Annotated in this window: 15 protein-coding genes and 4 pseudogenes; 11 read left to right on the top strand and 8 right to left on the bottom strand. The window is 57.4% G+C overall.

Features of this window, described 5'->3' with window-relative positions:
- Positions 1–30 precede the first annotated feature (30 nt).
- From ACFOOR_RS09665 to ACFOOR_RS09655, 3 genes and pseudogenes are all read left to right on the top strand, one after another.
- The gene (locus ACFOOR_RS09665) at positions 31–1338 is read left to right on the top strand and encodes a DUF819 family protein (protein ID WP_343164163.1); all 1308 of its coding nucleotides are present in this window, start codon (positions 31–33) and stop codon (positions 1336–1338) included.
- Positions 1339–1655: 317 nt separating this feature from the next.
- Positions 1656–2828: a tyrosine-type recombinase/integrase gene (locus ACFOOR_RS09660; protein ID WP_343164162.1), complete on the top strand. Its 1173-nt coding sequence runs from the start codon at positions 1656–1658 to the stop codon at positions 2826–2828.
- 88 nt (positions 2829–2916) lie between these two features.
- Positions 2917–4052, top strand: a pseudogene (locus ACFOOR_RS09655) (IS3 family transposase).
- A 250-nt stretch (positions 4053–4302) separates the two neighbouring features.
- Here the strand turns inward: ACFOOR_RS09655 and ACFOOR_RS09650 are convergent.
- The gene (locus tag ACFOOR_RS09650; RefSeq protein ID WP_343164161.1) at positions 4303–5109 is read right to left on the bottom strand and encodes an alpha/beta hydrolase; all 807 of its coding nucleotides are present in this window, start codon (positions 5107–5109) and stop codon (positions 4303–4305) included.
- 404 nt (positions 5110–5513) lie between these two features.
- Positions 5514–7448: a M23 family metallopeptidase gene (locus ACFOOR_RS09645; RefSeq protein WP_343164160.1), complete on the bottom strand. Its 1935-nt coding sequence runs from the start codon at positions 7446–7448 to the stop codon at positions 5514–5516.
- Between the two features lie 196 nt (positions 7449–7644).
- Between ACFOOR_RS09645 and ACFOOR_RS09640 the strand changes: the two genes are divergently transcribed.
- Positions 7645–9159, top strand: a complete 1515-nt coding sequence (locus ACFOOR_RS09640; protein ID WP_343164159.1) for a serine hydrolase domain-containing protein — start codon at positions 7645–7647, stop codon at positions 9157–9159.
- 232 nt (positions 9160–9391) lie between these two features.
- Here ACFOOR_RS09640 and ACFOOR_RS09635 read toward each other — a convergent pair whose 3' ends face one another.
- From ACFOOR_RS09635 to ACFOOR_RS09625, 3 genes are all read right to left on the bottom strand, one after another.
- A complete protein-coding gene (locus ACFOOR_RS09635) occupies positions 9392–10108 on the bottom strand; it encodes a LytR/AlgR family response regulator transcription factor (protein WP_343164158.1) in 717 nt (238 codons plus the stop codon).
- A gap of 1 nt (position 10109) precedes the next feature.
- The gene (locus ACFOOR_RS09630) at positions 10110–11579 is read right to left on the bottom strand and encodes a histidine kinase (protein WP_380214400.1); all 1470 of its coding nucleotides are present in this window, start codon (positions 11577–11579) and stop codon (positions 10110–10112) included.
- 376 nt (positions 11580–11955) lie between these two features.
- Positions 11956–12582 carry an outer membrane protein gene (locus ACFOOR_RS09625; RefSeq protein ID WP_343164156.1) on the bottom strand — a complete coding sequence of 209 codons (627 nt, stop codon included), beginning with the start codon at positions 12580–12582 and terminating at the stop codon, positions 11956–11958.
- A 245-nt stretch (positions 12583–12827) separates the two neighbouring features.
- Here ACFOOR_RS09625 and ACFOOR_RS09620 point away from each other — a divergent pair.
- Positions 12828–12967 (top strand): annotated as a pseudogene (locus ACFOOR_RS09620) (IS6 family transposase); the annotation flags it as partial.
- A gap of 144 nt (positions 12968–13111) precedes the next feature.
- Here the strand turns inward: ACFOOR_RS09620 and ACFOOR_RS09615 are convergent.
- Positions 13112–13846: a helix-turn-helix transcriptional regulator gene (locus ACFOOR_RS09615; RefSeq protein WP_343164155.1), complete on the bottom strand. Its 735-nt coding sequence runs from the start codon at positions 13844–13846 to the stop codon at positions 13112–13114.
- A 70-nt stretch (positions 13847–13916) separates the two neighbouring features.
- Here ACFOOR_RS09615 and ACFOOR_RS09610 point away from each other — a divergent pair, with 70 nt between their 5' ends.
- The 3 genes and pseudogenes from ACFOOR_RS09610 (at position 13917) to ACFOOR_RS09600 (ending at position 16249) form a co-directional block, all read left to right on the top strand.
- Entirely contained in the window at positions 13917–14231 is a 315-nt protein-coding gene (locus ACFOOR_RS09610; RefSeq protein WP_343164154.1) for a hypothetical protein, read from the top strand.
- A gap of 15 nt (positions 14232–14246) precedes the next feature.
- On the top strand, positions 14247–15368 hold the full coding sequence (locus ACFOOR_RS09605; protein WP_343164153.1) for a DNA alkylation repair protein: 1122 nt from the start codon (positions 14247–14249) through the stop codon (positions 15366–15368).
- A 179-nt stretch (positions 15369–15547) separates the two neighbouring features.
- Positions 15548–16249: pseudogene (locus ACFOOR_RS09600) on the top strand (IS6 family transposase).
- Positions 16250–16354: 105 nt separating this feature from the next.
- Here the strand turns inward: ACFOOR_RS09600 and ACFOOR_RS09595 are convergent.
- On the bottom strand, positions 16355–17428 hold the full coding sequence (locus tag ACFOOR_RS09595) for a S41 family peptidase (protein WP_343164152.1): 1074 nt from the start codon (positions 17426–17428) through the stop codon (positions 16355–16357).
- 76 nt (positions 17429–17504) lie between these two features.
- On the opposite strand from ACFOOR_RS09595, the gene ACFOOR_RS09590 reads away from it, so the two are divergent.
- From ACFOOR_RS09590 to ACFOOR_RS09580, 3 genes are all read left to right on the top strand, one after another.
- Positions 17505–17996, top strand: coding sequence for a winged helix-turn-helix domain-containing protein (locus ACFOOR_RS09590; RefSeq protein ID WP_343164151.1), 492 nt, complete (start codon positions 17505–17507; stop codon positions 17994–17996).
- Positions 17997–18180: 184 nt separating this feature from the next.
- Entirely contained in the window at positions 18181–19074 is an 894-nt protein-coding gene (locus ACFOOR_RS09585; protein ID WP_343164150.1) for a TolB family protein, read from the top strand.
- 408 nt (positions 19075–19482) lie between these two features.
- Positions 19483–20364 carry a TolB family protein gene (locus ACFOOR_RS09580; RefSeq protein ID WP_343164149.1) on the top strand — a complete coding sequence of 294 codons (882 nt, stop codon included), beginning with the start codon at positions 19483–19485 and terminating at the stop codon, positions 20362–20364.
- 311 nt (positions 20365–20675) lie between these two features.
- Here the strand turns inward: ACFOOR_RS09580 and ACFOOR_RS09575 are convergent.
- Positions 20676–21059, bottom strand: a pseudogene (locus tag ACFOOR_RS09575) (DDE-type integrase/transposase/recombinase); the annotation flags it as partial.
- Positions 21060–21159 lie beyond the last annotated feature (100 nt).

Genomic DNA, 21159 nt, shown 5'->3' with positions numbered 1-21159 from the left:
TGCGCGGCAGGATTCAAGGGGAGGACGGCCATGGAATCGGCCGCGCTGATCACCAATGACGCCGTCCTGTTCGGCGTCCTGATGTTGCTGCTCGGGCTCGTCTTCTGGACGTCGAGTTTCAAGACCGGGCCGGTTGCCGGCTTCTATCGCATCTTCCCGCCACTCCTGCTTTGCTACTTCCTGCCCTCGCTGCTGACGACATTCGGCATCGCCGATCCCGACACGTCCAACCTCTACTACGTCGCGTCGCGCTACCTTCTGCCCGCCGCCCTGGTCCTGCTCGTCGTGTCAGCCGACCTGCCCGCCACGCTGCGCCTCGGACCCAAGGCGCTGATCATGTTCTTCACCGGCACGCTCGGCGTCGTGGTCGGTGGTCCGCTTGCCCTGCTCATCGCGAGCGCCATCGCCCCCGACCTGGTCACCGGTGGCGCGGGTCCGGAAGAGGTCTGGCGCGGCATGGCGACCGTGGCCGGCAGCTGGATCGGTGGTGCGGCGAACCAGACCGCGATCCGTGAAATCTTCGATGTCGGACCTGAGGTCTTTTCCGTCTGGGTCGCGGTCGATGTGCTCGTCGCCAATGTCTGGATGGCGATCCTGCTTTTCATGGCGGCGCGCCGTACCGCGATGGACAAGGCGCTGAAGGCCGATGTCTCGGCGATCGACGAACTTCAGGCCCGCGCCGAGGCCTATGAGGCCAAGCACGCCCGCATCCCCGAGACGAAGGATATGATCCTGATCGGCATGGTCGCCTTCGGATCGGTGGCCATCGCCCACTTCGCAGCCGATCTGATCGCGCCCGCCTTCGCCGGCATGGCCGAACGCCTCCATGCCGAGGCCGCTGCGGCCGGCATCCCGCCCCAGGGTTTCGGCCTGATCGTCGCGGAAAGCCTCGCCAGCGGCTTCTTCTGGCTCGTGGCCATCGCCACGGCGATCGGCGTCGCCCTGTCCTTCACCCCGGCGCGCAAGCTCCAGGCGGTAGGCGCGATGAAGACCGGTTCGGTCTTCATCTACATTCTCGTCGCCACGGTCGGTCTGCACATGGACATCACCGCGATCGGCGAATACTGGCCCTTCTTCCTGATCGGCCTCCTGTGGATCGCGATACACGCCGCGCTGATGCTCGGCGTCGCTTTCCTCATTCGCGCTCCGCTCTTCTTCATGGCAGTGGGCAGCCAGGCGAATATCGGCGGCGCGGCCTCGGCCCCGGTCGTGGCCTCGGCCTTCAACCCGGCGCTGGCCCCCGTCGGCGCCCTGCTCGCCGTCGTCGGCTATATCGTCGGGACGTATGCGGCCTGGTTCTGCGGTCTGGTCATGGCGGCAATCGCGGGCGGGGCCTGATTTTCACACACACGCGACTCCACTCCGCGCCGGTTTCGAGCGGTCAGACTGCGTGAGTGGGCCGACGGCGCGGCCGAACGCACGGAGTAAGTGAGGATCGCTAAAAATGGAATGGCGCGCCCGAAAGGATTCGAACCTCTGACCCCCAGATTCGTAGGGCGATTTGGAGCGTTATCTGACGATATTTTTCAATCTCTGGAGATAGATAAACCGCTGATTTCTATTGCATAAGACGACTTTGTCGTTAGACCGCTATATCCACGAATTTACGCTCGGTGCGCCCATGGTGCGCCCACGAAACGCGGGGATAGACAGCGATGCCAAGGTTCACGAAACGCCTCGTCGAGGCGATCCCTGCTACCACCCAACCCACCTATGTCTGGGATGATCAGCTGAAAGGATTCGGGGTCCGCACCGCGGCGAACGGGGCGAAATCCTATCTCGTTCGCTACCGCGTCGGGGTCGGGCGACGGGCTCGGCAGCGTAAGATCACGATCGGCCGGCACGGGTCACCCTGGACCGTCGAGACCGCGCGAAAGGAAGCGCTTCGAATCCTTTCGAGTGCTGCGCATGGAGAAGATCTCCTCGACCTCCGCCAAACAAAGAACGCGGAGCTCCGCTTTGCCGAACTCGCCGAGAAGTACATCACCGAGCACGCCATTCCCAACAAGAAGCCGTCCTCGGTTCGCGAAGACCAGAGGCTTCTCAGAACCACGCTCTTGCCGAGATTTGGTTCATTACGCGTTTCGGAAATCTGCGAGCGCGACGTCCTGAAACTTCACTCGGATCTCGCCGGCACGAAATCCAAGGCGAACCACTGCCTCTCCCTGCTCTCCAAGATGTTCAATCTCGCGGAAACGTGGGGGTACCGCGAGCGCCGCACCAACCCGTGCTACACGATCAGGAAATACAAAGTCGAACCGCGCGAACGCTTCCTGAGCAAGGAAGAAATCGGCCGGCTCTTTTCGGTGCTTTCCCAAGAGGAGGAGATCGGCGGCACCCACCCCCAAGCAATTACGATCTTGCGCTTGCTGATGCTCACCGGAGCACGAAAAGGCGAGATCATCTCGCTCGAATGGAGTGAGGTCGACCTCGACCGCCGGATCATCACGAAGAAAGACACGAAGACCGGTCGAAGAACCATGCCGATCAGCCAACCGGTGATCGACATCTTGTCAAACCTTGAGCGGCAGGTGGGGTCGCCTTTCGTATTCCCGGCAGCTCGCGGTGACAGTCATTTCCAGGGCCTGACCAAGGAATGGCTCAAGTTCCGCAAGCGCGCGGGTCTTGAAGACGTCAGGATTCACGACTTGCGTCACACCTTTGCCAGTCTCTCGATCGCGAGCGGTGTCTCGATCGCCGTCCTGAGCAAGTTACTGGGTCACGCTTCGATCACGACAACGGAGCGCTATGCGCACCTGACAAACGACCCTGTCCGCAAGGGCGCGGAGGAAGTTGGATCCATGCTTGCGAATTGGCTGGCTGACTAAATCTCGTGCTCTGCCCCCTGGAATCTGGATCGTTTGAAGCTGGAGTTTTCTGCCAGGTTTCCCTGGGCTGGGAGAGGAGCGGAAGCTCATGAAGGCATCGAAGTTCACTCGGGCGCAGAAGGCATTCATCTTGAAGCGGGGGGCGGAACGCCGGCGGAGGAGAACTGCCGCAAGGCGGGCATCAGCCAGACAACGTATTTTAACTGGAGTGAGGAGGAAAAGTGATCGATCCGGCGGATCGATCACCCGACGAACAAGTATGGCGGGCTTTTGCCGGAGGAAATGCGCCGGCTGAAGCAGCTCGATGAGGAGAATACACGCCTGAAATAGATTGTGGCGGACCGGGCACTCAACCGGGAAATGCTTCAGGACGTCATCCGCCAAAAGCACTAAGGGCTGTCTGCAAGCGGGAGTTGGTCGACGGGATGCTGGTGGACTGGAGCGTGTCGATCCGAAGGGCATGACGGATTCTTCCCCTCGATACGTCAATCTACCACTACAAATCCCGCCGACCCGGCCGAGCCGACCTCGAACAGAGAACAAAGGAGATCTGCCAGACCCGCGTGCGCTACGGCTATCGCCCGGTTCACGTCCTCGCCGGGAGGGTTGGGTGATCAATGTCAAGAAGACCCACAGAATCCACAGCGAGTTAGGCCTGCAGCTGCGCAACAAGCATCCCAAGCGACGGGTTTAGGCCAAACTTCGCGAGGACCGCCGGGGAGAGGCCGGTCCAGACGAAGTCTGGGCGATGGACTTCGTGCACGACCAGCTTACCTTGGGATCGAGGTTGCGGATCCTGACGGTGGTCGCGCGCACTCGCGCTACTGCCTGGTGGCCGATCCGCGGTTCACTTATCGCGGCGAGGATGTCGTTCAGACGCTAGACCGGGTGTGTGGCCAGACCGGGTATCCCGGGACGATCCGGGTCGACAACGGCAGTGAGTTCATCTCGCGGGACCTCGACCTCTGGGCCTATGCCAACGACGTCACGCTCGACTTCTCCCGGCCCGGAAAGCCCACGGACAACGGGTTCATCGAGGCCTTCAACAGCAAGCTTCGGGCGGAGTGCCTGAACGCCCACTGGTTCATGAGCCTTGCCGACGCCCGCGAAAAGCTGGAAGCTTGGCGTAGAGACTACAACGAGGTCAGGCCTCACAGCGCGATCGGGTACAACGTCCCGGCCGACCTGCATAATCACTGCGGCATGGCCAGCCCGCCGCCGTGATCACAGCCGGAAAACTCCAGCTTCCGGCGGTCCAGCGTTGGGGAGCAGCGCAACAGCCGGAAAACTCCAGCTTCCGGCGGTCCAACGTTGGGGAGCAGCGCAGAAATGCTCAGACTCTCAAAATAAACGAGGGATCCAAGGGTCGCAGGTCACAGCTTTTAGGGGACAGAGCAATAATCAAAATCTTTCGAAAAGCGTATTTTTTGCTCTCTGCTGTAGGTTTGCATTTGAATCCACTCAATCAAGAAACTTACGCCGCGCCATTAGGGAAATACTCGTCCAACCAATTTAGAATCCGCTGAGCTGCGACCTCCCAATTCGTATCGGCCATCATGTCGTGAGCTGTCGGTACAATGAGGTGACTTCCTCCGTAAGCTCGAGCCAAGGCTGCATTCTTGTATAGAGGAATCGACCAATCTCGCTGGCCGGAAACAACGAGCGTAGGCATTGCTGTCGTCACGGGCTTTGGCGTGTCGCGGTAGAATGCGTCCGCGGCAGCGCCCAAAGCTGTCAGACCATCAAGCCTCCGGCAGACCCGTTCACGCTCTGAGACTGGAAGGTCCGGCGACAGGAAGAAGCCTAGGAAGGCTGGAAGGCCTAGACCCAGATTATTCTGGCTAAGAGCGCGCCACATTGATTTTGGATGAGTAAACAGCATTCGCAACGCCGCACGGTTAGAGCCTCCGATTGGAGAGGGTGCGAGCAAAATCATTCCTGGGATTGTAAGTTCGGCGGCTATTTTTTGGGCGATTGAGCCTCCCAAAGAATGACCAACAAGAATAGGCGGGCAATTCAATTGTTCGACTGCCCAGCGGACATCGTCAACGTAGTCACATAGCCGCCATGATTTGTGCTGGCCGGTCTGTCGGCTTGAGCCATGATCACGCAGGCTGACCGCGTGGCAGCTAAAACCCCGGGCCGCAAACCAAGGCATGAAATGGTCCTCCCAGCACCAGGCACCGTGGAACCCTCCATGGATGAACAAGAGCGGTGGTGCTTGCCTTCCAAATCGAGGCGGCATCGAAATCAGCTCCAGTCCAATATCGGTGCCGGTCACGACGCGACCGCCTGACTTGAATGGCTGCGCGCTTGCAAGGGCGCCGCGACGTTGACAAGGGCCCCACCCAGGTTGACGCGGGCCATCCATGTAACGAGGCGCGTTGGCGCAAACTTGCAATCGGACACATAGAATAGAGGAGCCAATCCCAACCCAGAATCCCAAAAACGCCCTGTAGCACGGCGGTCACCCCAGGCCCGACCGTCGTGAAATCGCTTAGTATCTCGTGTGTCTTTGATACCATTTATCTTGCTGCTTTGAGTCCGGCATTCAGTCCACCGGAGCGATGCTGGTTTATTGATGCATTGACTCCGGCAAAACATCACTCTCCGGCGTTCGGAGGTCATTTTCAGCCAATATTTATACAAAAAGCCCCGCACTTTGATTCCTCCTTATGCTTATGACTATTGAGTTCGTACTGCCACGCTGGTCGATCCGCGTGAGACGCCCTCTGAATCGGTGACATCCACAAAAATCCTGTTACTGGCTGGGCTAAAGGCAACAGTATCGTTCGCGCGAGCGAACACCGCGAAACTGGCCGTTTCGTTTTCGGAGAACTGGCGCTGAATTGTGGGCACTCGGCTCGTCGAGCAAGCGCCCGTTGCTGAATCCGTTTCGCAGATCGTTAGAGTCAGACGGGAAGCATCGACACCCCTAATCTGCGGGGTGAGGGTGAGTTGACCAGGTGACCCGACATTCGCCGTGGCAACCGCGAAGACGCCAGCGGTTCCAACACCATTGAGTGCCAGAATACCGTTTTGACTTTGGGTGACCGCGATGGCGATCACGTCCGGCGTCGGTGCCGCGCCAAATGAAAGACGGATCGAGTTCAGTCCAATAATCGTGGGAGCGGCTTCAGAGTTGGCGCAATCATATCTCAGCGACAAATCGAAGGATTCTCCTGCTGCCCCACTATGCGGCACAGCCGAGATCACAAAAGTCCGATAACCACCAGGACCAATATCAAACAACGCTCCGCTTTGCCCCATAATGGCATTTGTTGCCGGATCGGTCTGGTTAAATTGGAAGTCTCCATCAAAGGGTTCGGCAAGGTGGATGGAACATCCAAGCGCAGCGTCAGAACCGGCGTTCAACACTGTTGCGAACGCGGTCGCTGGCTGACCGGCCTGGACTGAACGGCTGGACGGCAGAACTGATGATCTGATCCGCACATCCCCTTCCAGATTGCCTCCGCCCACAACAAACAGGCGTTCTAGGGTCTGTCCGGCAAAAGTCGTGCGAACACGCCAGTTTCCGGTCGGTGCATTGGCCGGAATTATCGCGCTCGCATACCAATAGGTGAAAGGTTCAAACCGGCTGATCGACGCCCCAAGATCCCAAGCTTGGAAAACCGTGTTGTCGGGCTGGAGGACCTCCATATGGACCACCTGGCCGGGGCTTTGATTGCGCAGGTAAACAGCCCAAAAAGCAGTCTGCCCCGGCTGGAAACGATCCGCCAGGTTGGGCTGATCGGGCACACAACTTGATGAAAACGAACTGATGCGCGGCGGCGCAAAATGGGTTCGCACGGAGAGCATCGAAGGGTCCAGATAGGCAGGCTGATGATGCCACAGAGATTCGTCGCCGCCGCATGCACCTGCATTGGGGTCGACAGTCTGACCGGAACCTGGATTGGCCGGATTATGAATCTGAAGCTCAAAATGCAGGTGCGGAGCCGTTGATGAACCTGAGCTGCCCACGATGCCGATGAAGTCACCAGCATTTACGCGGCTGCCAACAGCGGCGTCTGTCAGTGAGCCGGCCTTCAAATGACGATACACGGCTGCCAGTCCGTCATCCTGCAGGACCACGACGAGATTATCCTGACTGCCATTGGTTGTGCATTCGCGGTCAAAATTTCCATCGACCTTCAAGAGGATAACGCCGCCGGCAGCCGCCACGACTTCAGCCGCGTCATTGTCCATGACATCCCACCAAAACGGGGCCACTAGATAATCAATGCCCTCATGGCCATCATATGTCCTGGCCCCACAATTATAGTCCCGGACTTGGTTTGATGAAGATGGGTTGAGATCGACGAAGTTCACCGCAGTGTGAATTTGGGGGCCATCATGTTGCGGCGATGTGCGGAGCGGAAACCGTAACTGCTCAGCTGTCGAGCGAGAGAAATTAGCGGCGGCTCCTGACGCCTGTTCCTCCAGGCCCAGTTCAACTATCGCGGTCTGGATTTCCTCGTACAGACGCGTATTGTCGATCGATGGGTGGAGTTGGCGGTCTCTCATCAACGCTCCACCGCCGGTCGTTTCATCTTGTGCGGCGAGCGCAGTCGAGAATATCAAGCACCCCAATGCAGTTGTGAGTGTGATTGCGGTTTTCATGTTTCGCTCCACGTCTTGCCGCGACTTGGCGACGTTTGGGTGAAGCGAGGCATCGCCGGGACGTGGTACCCATTCAATCCTGAATGCGTCAGTGGCTCTGTTTGCGGCGTGTTCGGCTCAGAAAAGCTTGGTTTGGGTGGACCACCTCTGAGAGGTGGCGCAGTCTGTCTCCCCGAAAGCCCGAATGGAGATTGCCATGCTGCGTACCCTGACTGCCGTCAGCCTTTTCGCCCTCGCGCCTGCCGCCCTGGCGCAGGACATCCCCTCCGCCACCGAACGGATGGAGGCCTATCTCGACCAGTTCTCCGGCGTGGTCGGACCGGGCTTTGCGGTCATTGTCGTGACCGCAGACGACGTTCTGATCGAACGCGTCGAAGGTCTGCGCAACGCGGAGACTGGCGCGCCACTGACGCCGGATACGCCGATTTATATCGCCTCGCAGACCAAGGCTTATGTCGGCTTGCTCGCCGCCGTCCTCGACGAACGCGGCATCCTACCGCTCGACACGCCGCTCGACACGTTCTGGCCGGACGCGCAGTGGCCCGGCAACATGGCGCCCGGCGACTTCACGCTGCGCGATCTCCTGACCCACCAGGTGCCCTTCGAGAACGTCACGATCACCTTCATGGAAGCCTACGTGATGCGCGTCGATCCGGTCGATTATCCCGAGCTGATCTCGGCCTATTCCGAGCCCCGGGATCCCGGATTCCGCTATGACAATCTCGGCTACAACGTCTATGCCGCCATTCTCGAAACGGTGACCGGACGGCCCTGGCAGGAGTGGCTCGACGAGGTCATCTTCGATCCCCTCGGCATGGACCGGACCTCCGCGCGTACGTCCGATTTCATGCTCGACGAGCTGTCTTGGAGCCACATCTGGCAGGGCGAGGAAGACGGCTGGTTCGAAATCCGCCCGAAGACCGATGGCATGATGCAATCGGCCGGCGGGCTCGTGACATCTCCCGGCGACATGATCGCCTGGCTGCAGCTGCAGCTGCGCGGCGAGGCGCCCGAGGCGGGCCTGACTGCATCCATGCTGGAAACCGCCAACACCTCCTTTGCCGAAACCGGCATGGGCAGCCAGAATCCCTACGAAATGGAGTGCGACGGCTACGCGCTCGGCTGGGCCGTCTGCAGTTTCGAGGGGTTCGAAATCCACATCCACGGCGGCGGCTATACTGGCGCGCGCTCCATCATGGCGTGGTCGCCCGATGCCGGCGTCGGCATCGCCGCCTTCGGCAATTCCGACAACATGACCGGCTGGTGGACCCAGACCGCCGTGCGGATGTTCCTGCAATTTCTCGCCGACCATCCCGATGCCGACCGAATGGTCGAGGCGCGCCTGCAATTCTATCACGAACGCACCGCCGCCCATCTGCAATTCCAGCAGCAATCGCTGGCCGAGGCGCTCGCCGGTGAAAGCTGGGGCGGCTGGACGTGGCAGCCGGACGCAAGCGAGCTGGCCGTCTATGCCGGCCGTTACGTGAGCGAGCGCCTGCCCGTCACGGCGGAATTCGTCCCGTCGGGCAGCGGTCTCGAATTCCGGTTCGGCGATATGCGCTCGAATTTGCGGCCCGCGCGACCGGGCCTGTTCGGCGGCACGGCAACGCCCTTCGACCAGCCCGACGCGTTCGAGTTCACCCTAGGCGAGGACGGCCGCCCGACCGGCTTCATCTGGAATGACGAGGTCTTCACCCGCAGCGCCGGCTGATGGCGGGCGTGCGTCCCGGCTGCGACTCCCGCCCGCACCAGACGAAGCGGTTCAGCGTCGTCCCTCGGCTACAAACCGCCCGCCCCAACAGCCATCTTGCCCGCAGCGTTCATGCCGCCTCGCCATGGGCAGGTGGCAGCATGAACGCCGCTAGCTTGAAACCGCCGGGCTAACAAATCTGGTGGACCACCTCTGAGGGGCAGGCCAATGGCACTAGGCAACAGTGCAGCGTCTAGCGAAACATCGCTTTCACGCTGAAAATTTTCGCTCTGCTGACCGAAGCACGGGCTCCGGATGTGAATATCAAATCCATTCTGTTGCCAGGGAAGGTCTGCCAAGTTTCGACCTTGCCTAGATTAACAAGGTATGACTTGTGCACACGCATGAACGTCTCGGGTAGCACGGATTCCAATTGATTCAGTGATTTGTCGTGCAGCTTGATATCCCCATTCTCGAGCAGGATTTCGGAATACTTATCTGCCCCTCTCGCAAACACAACGTCGTCCAGACTAACGACATTGACCCGCCGACCTGTGCGGAAACTCAAATACTTCGCTGCGCGATCTTCGGTGGGATGCTTGTTGAAATATCGATCAATGCCGCGTGCCAAACGCTCCGCATCGAACGGCTTGGTAATGAAGTCAATCACGCCGTAGTCAAACCCTTTTGCAGCCCGGTCAGCGTACGCCGAAATAACAACGGTCTGAGCTGCGAAAGAAGTGATCTGTTCTAGGACTTCGAACCCGTCTTCGCCGCGCAAATTCAAATCCAAGAACAACAGATCCACCGGATAGGTCTCGAGAAACTCGATCCCACTTTCAATCGACGGCCGGTGGTCAAAAGACTTGAGCGCAGCGCCAAGATAGTCAGTGGCTAGCCGCTCAATCCTGCTGGCGATGACTGGCTCGTCTTCTATTGACAAGATGCGTGTAGCAGGACGAATTGCCATTTTAATCGACCTTGAAGGTGACAGATGTGACCCAATGGCTGCCTTCCTGAACAGAGGACAAGCTCCATGCGCCCGGCGCGAAGTCTTCGAGCCGGGCCTTCACGTAGGCCATACCGGAACCTGATGATGCGCCCGATCGGTTCTGATCCGTACCCAGCGGTATGCGCAAGGTGAGACGAGATCTTCCTCTTGATGTCTCCACACTGACGGCGAATTCGACCGCTGGGTCCTGATACCGATTGTGACTGAGCGCATTTTCAACAAGAGTATGGAGAATTCCCGGCGGGAATGCCTGCTCTGGACTATCGCCCGTGTATTTCAACGAAAATGTGCGCCCCATTCGAAAGCTCATCATCGCCAAGTGTTTGCGGGTAAGATTGAGTTCCTGAAGAAGCGTAACGCTTGGCTTGTCAATCAAGTCGGACAACGCCCGATATTCTTCAGCCAACGCCTCAATGAAACGTCGCGCCATTTGTCGGTCAGTTTCCTGCAACTCGATGGCGACCGTAAGGCTGTTGAGGATGAAATGAGGCTGAATGTTTCGTTTGATCAATTCAGTCTGAAGACGGGCTGACTTGGCTTCCGCTCTTCGAGCGTTCGACTCCGTCAAGAAAAGATCGACAAGCAACCATATTGACATCAAAAAAGTTAGCGCAGCGAGAAAGCGCGTAAGATTGTCAGGCTCAAGGACGATCACTACTGCCAGCGCAAGAGAGCCCGCAGCAAAACCCAGCTTTTCGAGCTGCCGCTGTGGAGCCGTAGCCGCCATCGCCAGTAGAACAGCGGTCATTGCGAGAAATATCCGTGCGTCCTGATCGAACGTCAGAATCGGCCAGCTGGGCATGCCCATAAAAACGGCTGCAATGGCGACACCACTCCAAACGAGGCGATTATTTATTTTCAATCTGACCGCGAATAGCGCCGGAATGAGCATTAGGACGGCTAAAGACAGAACAAATAATGCGGCATCGGCCAAACTGGATCGACTGGAAATCAGGTAAAAGGCACGTCCGTCGTAATCGAGCAAAATTATTGCGGACACCGACAGACACGTTACCGCCGCTAACAGCAAATCAGGTCGGTGGCGTCTAAGCGCCCACAAGACCCCGAACGATATTGCAATAAAAAAGGAAAGAAAAATGGCGGCCCCATCAATCCAGTCTGACACTCGAACCGCCTGCACGTGCCCGAAAGAGGGGCGAATATCAAATTCGACGAAGAGCTCTTCACGCTGAGGCAAACCTTCTGATCGAGCATAGATAGACAGAGTGGCTAGCCCAGTTTGGGTCCAGTCTGATGGCAAGGTTAACTCGACAGTTTGATACGGTCGGGGCGTACTACCCACTGGCAACGCCGAATTGTTGCCCAGAAAGCGACCATCCCAATAGGCATCAATAGTCAGGTTCGTTTTAATGCGAACGACAGCCTGAACCCCTGCCCAGGATTGGTCTGGCGAAACCGGAACTTGCATCCAGAACGCCCCCCGGAAATTGGGATCGAGGGTTTCGATGGGTAACCACTGGCCGGATCGCGAAGTGTCCGACGCCCATGGTGCTGGCTCACCTGCCCTCCAAACTGAGTGGGGCGCAGGGTCGCCTTGGATCACAACGGCAGAGGCATTTGGCGAAATAACGGCCAGCATAATCAGGACAAGGAGCGGACCCGTGAGTGCATGCAGTGCAGCCGCGAAAAAGCGACGTCCCCTCATCGAGGTCTCCCATCAGCTGTCATGATCGCGTTTCTGTCGAAGACGCAACGATTCCCGATCATCCTAGCTGTCCCAAAATCGCCGTCGATGTGCGGTACACGCCGGTACCGCACATCTGCGTATACAAGAATAATATAGGCTAAAACGAAAAACTCAGCCCAATTCCCAAGGTGTAGCCATCGAACTGGAGTGAGGTAGGCGTCGTGCCCAGGGGTGCAATCAACGTGTAATCGGTTTCCCGGGCACGAAAGTAGCGTAGATCCGTGAAGATCGTCGCAGTCTCGGTAATGTCATACGAAATACCACCGATTAACTGGATCGCCAAAGCAGTCTCGTCACCATCAATGGCACCGCCGGCTCCGGCGAAGTTGGCACTAACTCGGGCCACGCCAAGACCCGCGCCGACATAAGGTGTCCATTGTTGTTCTGGACGGAAATCGAAAATCGCGTTTGCCATCAGACTCGCGGCGGACAATCCGTCGCCTGTTGCACCAACATCGACGCCATTAATCGTCAGCGCATTGAAGCTTCCGCCACGACTTGCGATTTCGGCTTCAAAACGCCATTGACCGAATTTTCGGCCAAGTGCGCCGGAAAAGTAGAGAGCATTGTTTAGCTCCAGATCGATTGTGCCACCGGAAAGGCTACCTTCAATATCTTCGACGGCGCGTAGCCCGATCTGTCCGGAGACATAGTTGTCCTGTGCCACAGCGGCACCCGCAAAAAGCGCGAATGCGGCGGTTGCGGAGAAAATTGTGGATCTCATCTTGTACCTCGATTTCAGTGAAAGAACCGCTCAATGGCAAGATTGATTAAGCGGCCTGTGAAAGTTCGGATCGGGTACAGCCGCGGCCGGATTGCTGAAAGGTAGCGCGACGCGATCGGCTCCTTTTGGGGCGTGAAAGGGGTGCTGTCAGCGAAATTTACGGGGAACGTCTCGCGCTAGGACCTGGCAGGTGGGCGGTGTCCGATTAAACGGGCCGTTATTGGTTCGCCGGCAAAGTTGCCTGGATAAAGAACCCATTTCGCTACTTCAAAACGTCGCCTGAGGTGATCCGTCTTGCGGTGATGATGTATGTCCGCTTTCGCTTCGAAACGTCGAGGATTTGCTCCACGAGCGTGGGATCGAACAAAGCCACGAAACCGTGCGGTAAAGGTGAAATATCGGGCCCCGTAAGCGTGATGCTGTCGTATTGATCAGCGTGTGCTCATGCGCAGACAGGAGCCACAGGTCTCCGGCCGATCACCACGTACAGGGCTGGATGCCCAACGCCAAACAAGCCCTTGTGGAAGGACTACATCGTTTCGATGCCTTCAAGGGCTGCGTCAAAGCGCTTGATAGGGAGACTCCTGAACACTCGATCTTCAAGCGTGGTCGCCGATAAAATTCTGTCGCATCTGAACGTTCTGGCATCGTCGCGTAGATCGTCCCATGCCAGAACGTACAAGATCGGCGAACTAAGCAGCAGATAATGCGGCTCAATTACCCTTGAGGTGAGGCTTCCATCAACGGCCCGGTACGAAATGGACAGACATTGAAGGTTCAGGAATGCTTGATTCAACTGTTCCACGACCTCCGGCCTTGGGGCGCGCGCCTGATCCGACAATGCCGCACTGGCCGGTTTTCCAACCCGGATGCGCGCCTTCAAACCGCTGACCCTGGCGGCCATATCGGGTGAGAACGAGGCTGTCAGTTTTCGCCTGACGCTTGCCAGATTGGCCATCAGTAGCGGCGTTTCCATCTGCTCCGCCATGGCAAGGCTGACAAGCAAGTCGACCGCCTCGGTATAGGTCAGTGAAACCCGGCCCACACCCCAGCGTTGCGACAGACGAAGCCCCCCGCCGCGCCCACGGTCCGCTTCGATGGGCAAACCTTGCTCGCGTAAGAGATCGATATCACGACTCAGTGTGCGGACACTCACGCCCATATCCATCGCCAGCCCGCGAACGGTCAGATGTTCACCCGACTTGAGGTGAGCGGTCAAAAGCTCCAGTCGATTCAGTCGACCGAATGTTGATGTGCGGGCCATCAAACAAATATGCCACAAAATGGCATATACGTCGATAGGAGTTCGCAATGGTTAACAAAGGAGTGTCCCCATGACTGTAACCGTTCTGGCCCCCTTCCGGCTTGCCCCGGGAAAAACCGAACAAGACCTGATCGCGGCTTCGAGTGTCTTCGATCGCGACTTCGTGAGCCGGCAGCCCGGGGTGTTGCGCCGCGAACTCCTGCGCAAAACGGACGGCAGCTACATCGATGTCGTGCAGTTCCGTAGCCAGGAAGACATGGAAGAGGTAGTCGGGGCAGAAATGGCCTCCGAGGTCTGCCATGCGTTTTTCGCTGTCATGGACATCTCTGAGGGCGGTGGCAGGCACGAAGTTTGCGCCTCTTTGGCAACCTACGCTCCCGTTTGAGGGTAATGATCACACATGGAGCCGCTCAAGAATTCGCTATCACCTGACCTGGTGGGCCGGATCGCGGCCCATGTGGCCCGACATCTCGACGGATTTGATCGCAGCGACTTTGTCGCTGCGATCTGCGCCGAGCTGCCCCGGCTGGAACTAAAACAACGCTCTCAGCTGATCACCGACCATCTGCATGCCTGCCTCCCGCAAGACCTGACTAAGAGATTTGCTTTGATCCGCGCCATGCTGCATCCCGACCAAGATGCGCATTCGTCCGGACAGAGTGATGATCTGGGCCTGCGCGGCTGGGCCATGATGCCGCTTGGCGCTGTGGTCGGGCAGCATGGGGTGGCGGCATTCGACGAGGGGCTCGACCTCCTGAAGGAAATGACCAGCCGATTCTCCTCGGAATTCGATGTGCGGTATTTCCTTCTGGCGGATCAGGACAGGGCCCTCGGCCGGATCCACGAATGGGTTGACGACCCCAACCGCCACGTGCGGCGTCTCGTCTCTGAAGGCACAAGGCCGCGCCTGCCCTGGGCGATGCGTCTTCCAGCGCTCATGCGTGACCCCCGGCCCATTCTGCCGCTGCTCGAAGCCCTGCGCGACGATGAAGATGAATATGTCCGCCGCTCGGTGGCAAACAACCTGAACGACATTGCCAAGGACCATCCAGATCTGGTTGCATCTTTGACAGAAGATTGGCTCGACGGGGCAGGCCCTGCGCGCGCAAAACTCCTCCGGCATGCCTGCCGCACACTCATAAAGCAGGGACATCCGGTGGCATTGCGGGCGTTTGGCATCAGCGCTCCGCAAATCGAAACCCATTCCCTCCAGATCACGCAACCCGGCATCCGCCTTGGCCAGACGCTCGACTTCAGTGTGACTTTGCGTTCAACCAGCGCTACGGTCCAAGCGGTGATCATCGACTACATTCTTCACTTCCGAAGAGCGAATAACACGCATTCCGCCAAAGTTTTCAAATGGAAAAAGCTGACCCTTGCGGCAGGAGAAACAATCCGCCTGACCCGATCACACGCCATCGCGCCGGTCACGATCCGGCGCTATTACCCAGGCTCCCAGGCCCTTTCGTTGAGAATCAATGGTAAGGATACACACGGCGTGGAGTTCATGCTGGAAACTTGAAAACCTGTGCTCCTTTCGTGTTCCGTAGATCCTCGGGCGTGGTGTTGTCGCTTGCCGAATGGCAACACTTGGCGAAACCGTCAGCTTTGGAATGGTAAATGCCCACCACCCGCGAAACCCTCCTCGGGGTATTGTCAGAAGAAACTGGCCGTTAGCAGCTTGGCTGCCATCCTAAGCGGATGAGCACAAATCCGTTTCGGTATTTCAAGACCTCGCTTGTGGTCATTCGACTTGTGGTGATGATGTATGTCCGGTTCCCTCTGTCGCTGCGGAACGTTGAAGACCTACTCCACGAACGCGGGATCGAACTGAGCCACAAAACCGTGCAGTATCGCTGGTAGCGGTTCGGACCGATGTTCGCTGCAGAGATACGGAGGAAGCGCGCAAGCCGGTTACGGGCATGGCCCCAATGGCAGTGGCACCTCGACGAGATCTTTGTGAAGATCAACGGAGTGACCCACTACCTCTGGCGCGCCGTCGATCACGAATGTGAGGCCCTCTAGGCATTTGGTACCAAGCGCCGGGATCACCAGGCTGCATTGAAGTTTCTGCGCAAGGCGATGAAGCGGCATGGACAGCCGAGGGCCATCGTGGCGGACCAGCGTGGATCCTACCGCGCAGCGTTCAAAGGACTCGGCATTGAAGACCACCAGGAGGTCGGGCGCTGGCTCAACAACAGGGCTGAGAACAGCCATCTACCATTGCGACGACGGGAACGGGCGATGCTCCGGTTCCGGCAGATGCGAAGTCTTCAGAAGTTCGCCGCCGTACACTCTTCCGTCCACAACCATTTCAATCTCGACCGCCACCTCAACCCCCGCGACCGGTTCAAGGAGAACCGGCACGCAGCCCTGGCCGAGTGGCGGCAACTCGCCGCCTGATCAGGGCCACGCAGCCCTCAACAGAAACCGGTTCGCTTTAGTCTGACAGCACCACGGGCAGCAGAACGAAACTGATCAATCCGGCCAGCAGGAGCAGAAAGTAGCTTAAAAAACGCCCGAAGCTGTCCAATGGACCGGGAGTAGCTCAGTAGGCGCTGTCTCGCAGACGTACCCGCTAGGCATCACACTCGTTACCCGAGCGCACAAGTGAAGTGAGTTGAAGTGTTCGAAAGCGGCTTCAAGCGCCTGATCCCCGGATGCAGATATGTCGGGTATTACGCCGCTGCCTTCCCAGTCGGCCTGGGTAACAGGGTCAAAAGCCATACCGATCGGCACCATGAGTCCGTATCCGTGCGGCAGTTCGAAAAATTCGGCAGGATGGCTAGCGCCGTACGTGGCCTCTCCAACAATGGTCGCACGCGACCTTGCCTGAAGAATAAAAGGCATCAACTCCGCCGTAGAAGCGGTCCTTGCATCCGTAAGCACATATAGCGGCGCGTCAAAATGGTGCTGGCACGCTGGATCAGGCTCCGAATGGCGTTCGATGGTTTCGAATTCGTCTCCGTGCCGCCAGCGAATGCCATGAACAGCTGTGGGATGTTCGAGTAGACAGGCCGCAAGGATCCGAAAATGCATTGCATCCCCACCACGATTGCCTCGAAGATCAAAAATGAACGCCGTGCCGTCAGGAATCTCGGAGAATGTCCGATTGAAGGTTTGAGCAATGCTCTCGTCGCTTGTGAACTCCTCAATTCGGATCAAGGCAATAGGTGCGCCTTCGGCTTCCAACGGCACAATGGAAAAAGGCAGTGCATTCGAATGCACTTCTTCTGAATTATGCGGGATGTCGTCGTGGTCGCCGAGGATTCGACGGGTTCTTTCCGGACCGTAGACACCGAGGTGTCCATCAGGCAGCGCCGCCTGAAGTACCCGATGAACGGACAGGGCGAAAGCTTCGTCATCGTCGATTCCCATGATCGAAGAGTCAGATCGCATTGATTCAATCGCATCGACGTAGATACTGGTCAGGTCCGGATTGTAGATATTGTCGCGGATGACTGAGGCCATCTCTGCTAGCACATCGCCACGATCATCAGACGCTTCGACAGGTGCGTGCAGCAGCGCCAGTGGTACACACAGCAGAATTACTCGGAGTGATATCTCGAGGAAAGGAAGCATTGCGAACCCCTTTTGCTAGATCGCATCTCGGAGTGCAGCAGCCTGGGAAAAATTGCCAGAAATCGAGTCTCGCCAAATGACACCAAGTATCTTCAAGATCGGGCAATGGCGCGTGGATCCAGCCCGCCGGACGATCGAGCGGTCCGGGGAAACCAAACGCCTACAGCCACGGTTGATGGGGGTTCTTGTTGCTCTGGCCCGCGCTTGGCCAGGCTACAAGAGTCGCGATGAGTTGATTGAAGACGTTTGGGGCGTAGAGCACATTAGCGCTCAGGCACTCAACAATGCGGTTTCTAAACTCAGACAGGCCCTTGAGGACGATTCGCGAGAGTCACAAATAATCCTAACCGAACGAACGAACGGATATTGCCTGCTCGTTGAACCCGTTTGGCAGCCCAGCCGCGAAAAGCTCTTCTCTGGTCATCGCCGCACGATCCTGATCGCTGCAGGCATCGCTCTCGCCGCCGGTATCGCGGTATTGATATCGGTTTCCATTCCCAGGAACCCGCTTGAGAGCCTCGTCGATAATCCGGAAAATTGGGAGGTGGAATACCATGCCACGGAATAGCCTGACCGTATGCTTTGAACGTGTTCAAGGCTAGGCTGAGCGGAGCATCTCAGGTTCACCCTGCTTTTTCGGCTGTCAGAACCTTTCACGACGCGAACAGAGCCGCTCACGAAATTAAAGTTGCTCTGTGAGACTGCAGACAGCAGGTGACGTTCAGTTTGAGAACTTGGCTAGGAAAGCTGTCATGAAAAAAGCTGTTTTAGGTGTCCTCGTCGCTGCACTGGGCGCGAGCCATGCGTTGGCGCAACACCCCGGTCGCAAGCAGGATTTTCATCCATCGGTTTCGCCCGACGGGAGCCAAGCGGTCTTTTACAGCTACCGCGAGCCAGACTTCCCGGACCTCTTTCTGATGGACATTGGCACAGGGCAGACAGCCAATCTTACCAGCACCGAAAACCTTTGGGAAATTGAACCTGAATGGTCTCCGGTCGATAACCGAATTGCATACTCACGCGGGGCGTCCATGGGTGCCTTGGAGGTCGTGGTTCACGACCTTGCCACAAATGAGATCACAAGGCTTGGGTCGGGCGTCAACGTAAGCTGGTCGCCCGATGGAACTCAGCTGATCTGGATGGATCGTGGCGATCTTCAAATCGCAGATGTCGACACCGGACGCGTTCGCACTATCGAGATCCCCGATCTTCCAGGTCAAGTTTCGGAGCCAGCCTGGGCCGAAACAGACCACTCTCTGGTATTCGTGGTTGGAAGTGGTGGGGAAAACAACAATGAACGCTTTGACGTTTTTTGGCATGATATGAATTCTGGTGAGACGCGACAGTTGACTGATACCGTCAATCAAGAAACCCATCCGCGACTGGTCGATAATGGTGCGACTTTAATATTCGCTGGGGCGTTGGAAACTCGAGAGCCCTCGCTCTATCGCATGAATCTTGAAACTGGCGAGATTGGCCGGCTTTTCACCGAAGAATTCGCTACCATGTACACGTACTTTCCGTCCGTCGGCCCGGACGGAGCGACAATTTATTTTGAAGCTGGCGACTGGGGTACCGGCCAATTCAATCTTTTTGCCGTTCCTTCCGATGGGGCCGAAGCGCCGCGCGCGCTGGTTCGAAATTAGCCGTCCTCATACAAAATCTTCGGCGAAATCCCCTCGTCATGGGGTTGCTCGTCTGGTTCGGTCGGGGCACCTAACGTTTTCAAGCTTGTTCCGGGGTCTCAAAACGCCAGTCAGATCCTGCGAAGGCGTTGTTCCTCACTGGACAATCTGATTTTGGCGCACCCTGCTGTTTCGGCTGTCAGAACCTTTCACGACGCGAACAGAGCCGCTCACGAAATTAAAGTTGATACCGATCTAACCGGTCGAAAGAATCCAATCGACCACTCGCAGCCAGGTCGATGCTCATTCTGAATTCAACATCAGTGTCGAACCCGGCAGTGGACAGAAATAGGCACTGTGTTTTGACGGCAGTGACTATTCTAATAAAATATTCCGTCTCCAATGCTAATATCAATAAGGAAGAGAAAAATGTACACGATCGCATCAACAGCTACGATATTGGCACTTTTCCTTTCCGAGACTGCATCCGCTCAATTTGGCCACCCTCAATTTTCTCCGGACGGCAGCCAATTGACCTATTTTGGCTGGGATCTCGATTCCGGTACCAGCGAAATATTTCTTATGGACATGTCCTCTCACGAGGCGATCGGAGTCAATTTAGAATTCGCTTGGGCGGCCAACCCCGTTTGGATGCCTGATGGCCGCTCTATTGTCTTTGTTGGCTCGGAAGTGGGCATGCGGGGTAACTGGGATATATTCGAGGTCTCTCTCGACGGTCGAAATGCAAGCAGTGTGTATGCTTCCGACGCGCGCACGGCGCATCCGCATATTTCTCCCGACGGCGCATTTCTCGCAATCGTCGAAATGGGGCCGCACGCGGATATCCTTCTGATTGAACTCGAAACTGGAACGTCCACGCAATTAACCAACACGCCAAGTCAAGAATTCCATGCAAAGTGGAGTTATGATGGCCAATGGGTCGCGTTTGACCAGACCGCGACCGACGGTGGCACTTCCATTGAATTGGTGTCGCCGGCAACCGGTGAAACACGCACACTTGTCGAGGCTGCTGCTGACAGACGCGTCGGGTCTCCTGCACCCACACCAGCAGGATCGTGGCTCTACTCGGTTCAGGGACCAGGTGGGAGCGCCCTCCGCATGGTCGACGATCAGAATGACGTTCTGGTTTTTGATGCGCCGGCCGGACATGTCGTGTCCGCGAGTAGTTGGAGACCGGGGACAAATGAAGTTGCGATAACGTTATCCAGCATTGACGATAATGGAGATTCCTGGGTCGGAATAGTATTGTTGGATACATCGACCGGCGCCTTAAATTGGCTAGCTCGATAGTTGACCAAATGGCAAGCCTGGGCAGGCTCGACTGGATAAAATTCAGGAAAGATGCCTCAGACGGAACAGAGCCAGTGACCTTCGACCCTCGTGTCCCTCGTTTATTTCGAGAGTCTGAGCCTTTCTGCACTGCTCCCCAACGTTGGACCGCCGGAAGCTGGAGTTTTCCGGCTGTTGCGCTGCTCCCCAACGCTGGACCGCCGGAAGCTGGAGTTTTCCGGCTGTGATCACGGCGGCGGGCTGGCCATGCCACAGTGAGGCGCTGTCAGACAAAAGCGAACCGGTCTCCGTTAGAGGTGGAGCGGCCCTGATCAGGCGGCAAGTTGCCGCCACTCGGCCAGCGCGGCTTGCCGGTTCTCCTTGAACCGGTCGCGGGGGTTGAGATGGCGTTCGAGATTGAAATGGTTGTGAACGGAGGAATGGACGGCGGCGAATTTCTGGAGACTTCGCATCTGCCGGAAGCGGAGCATCGCCCGTTCCCGCCTTCGAAGTGGTAGGTGGCTGTTCTCAGCCCGATTGTTGAGCCAGCGGCCGACCTCCTGATCGTCCTCGATACCCAGCTGTTTGAATGCTGCCCGGTAGGACCGAAGTCGGTCTGTCACGAGGGCCTTCGGCTGACCATATCGTTTCATCGCCTTGCGTAGAAACTTCAATGCAGCCTGGCGATCCCAGCGCTTTGTGACGTAGGCCTCGAGTGACCCAGCCCCCTGAATTCCGGCCAATTGAACGTGGTAGAGTCCATCGAGAAGAGGATGGACGATGCGAAAGAGCCGCTATTCGGAGGAGCAGATCATC

The sequence above is a fragment of the Hyphobacterium vulgare genome (assembly GCF_042643335.1).
Classification (GTDB): Bacteria; Pseudomonadota; Alphaproteobacteria; order Caulobacterales; family Maricaulaceae; genus Hyphobacterium; species Hyphobacterium vulgare.
This window is presented reverse-complemented; position numbering and strand designations above follow the sequence as displayed.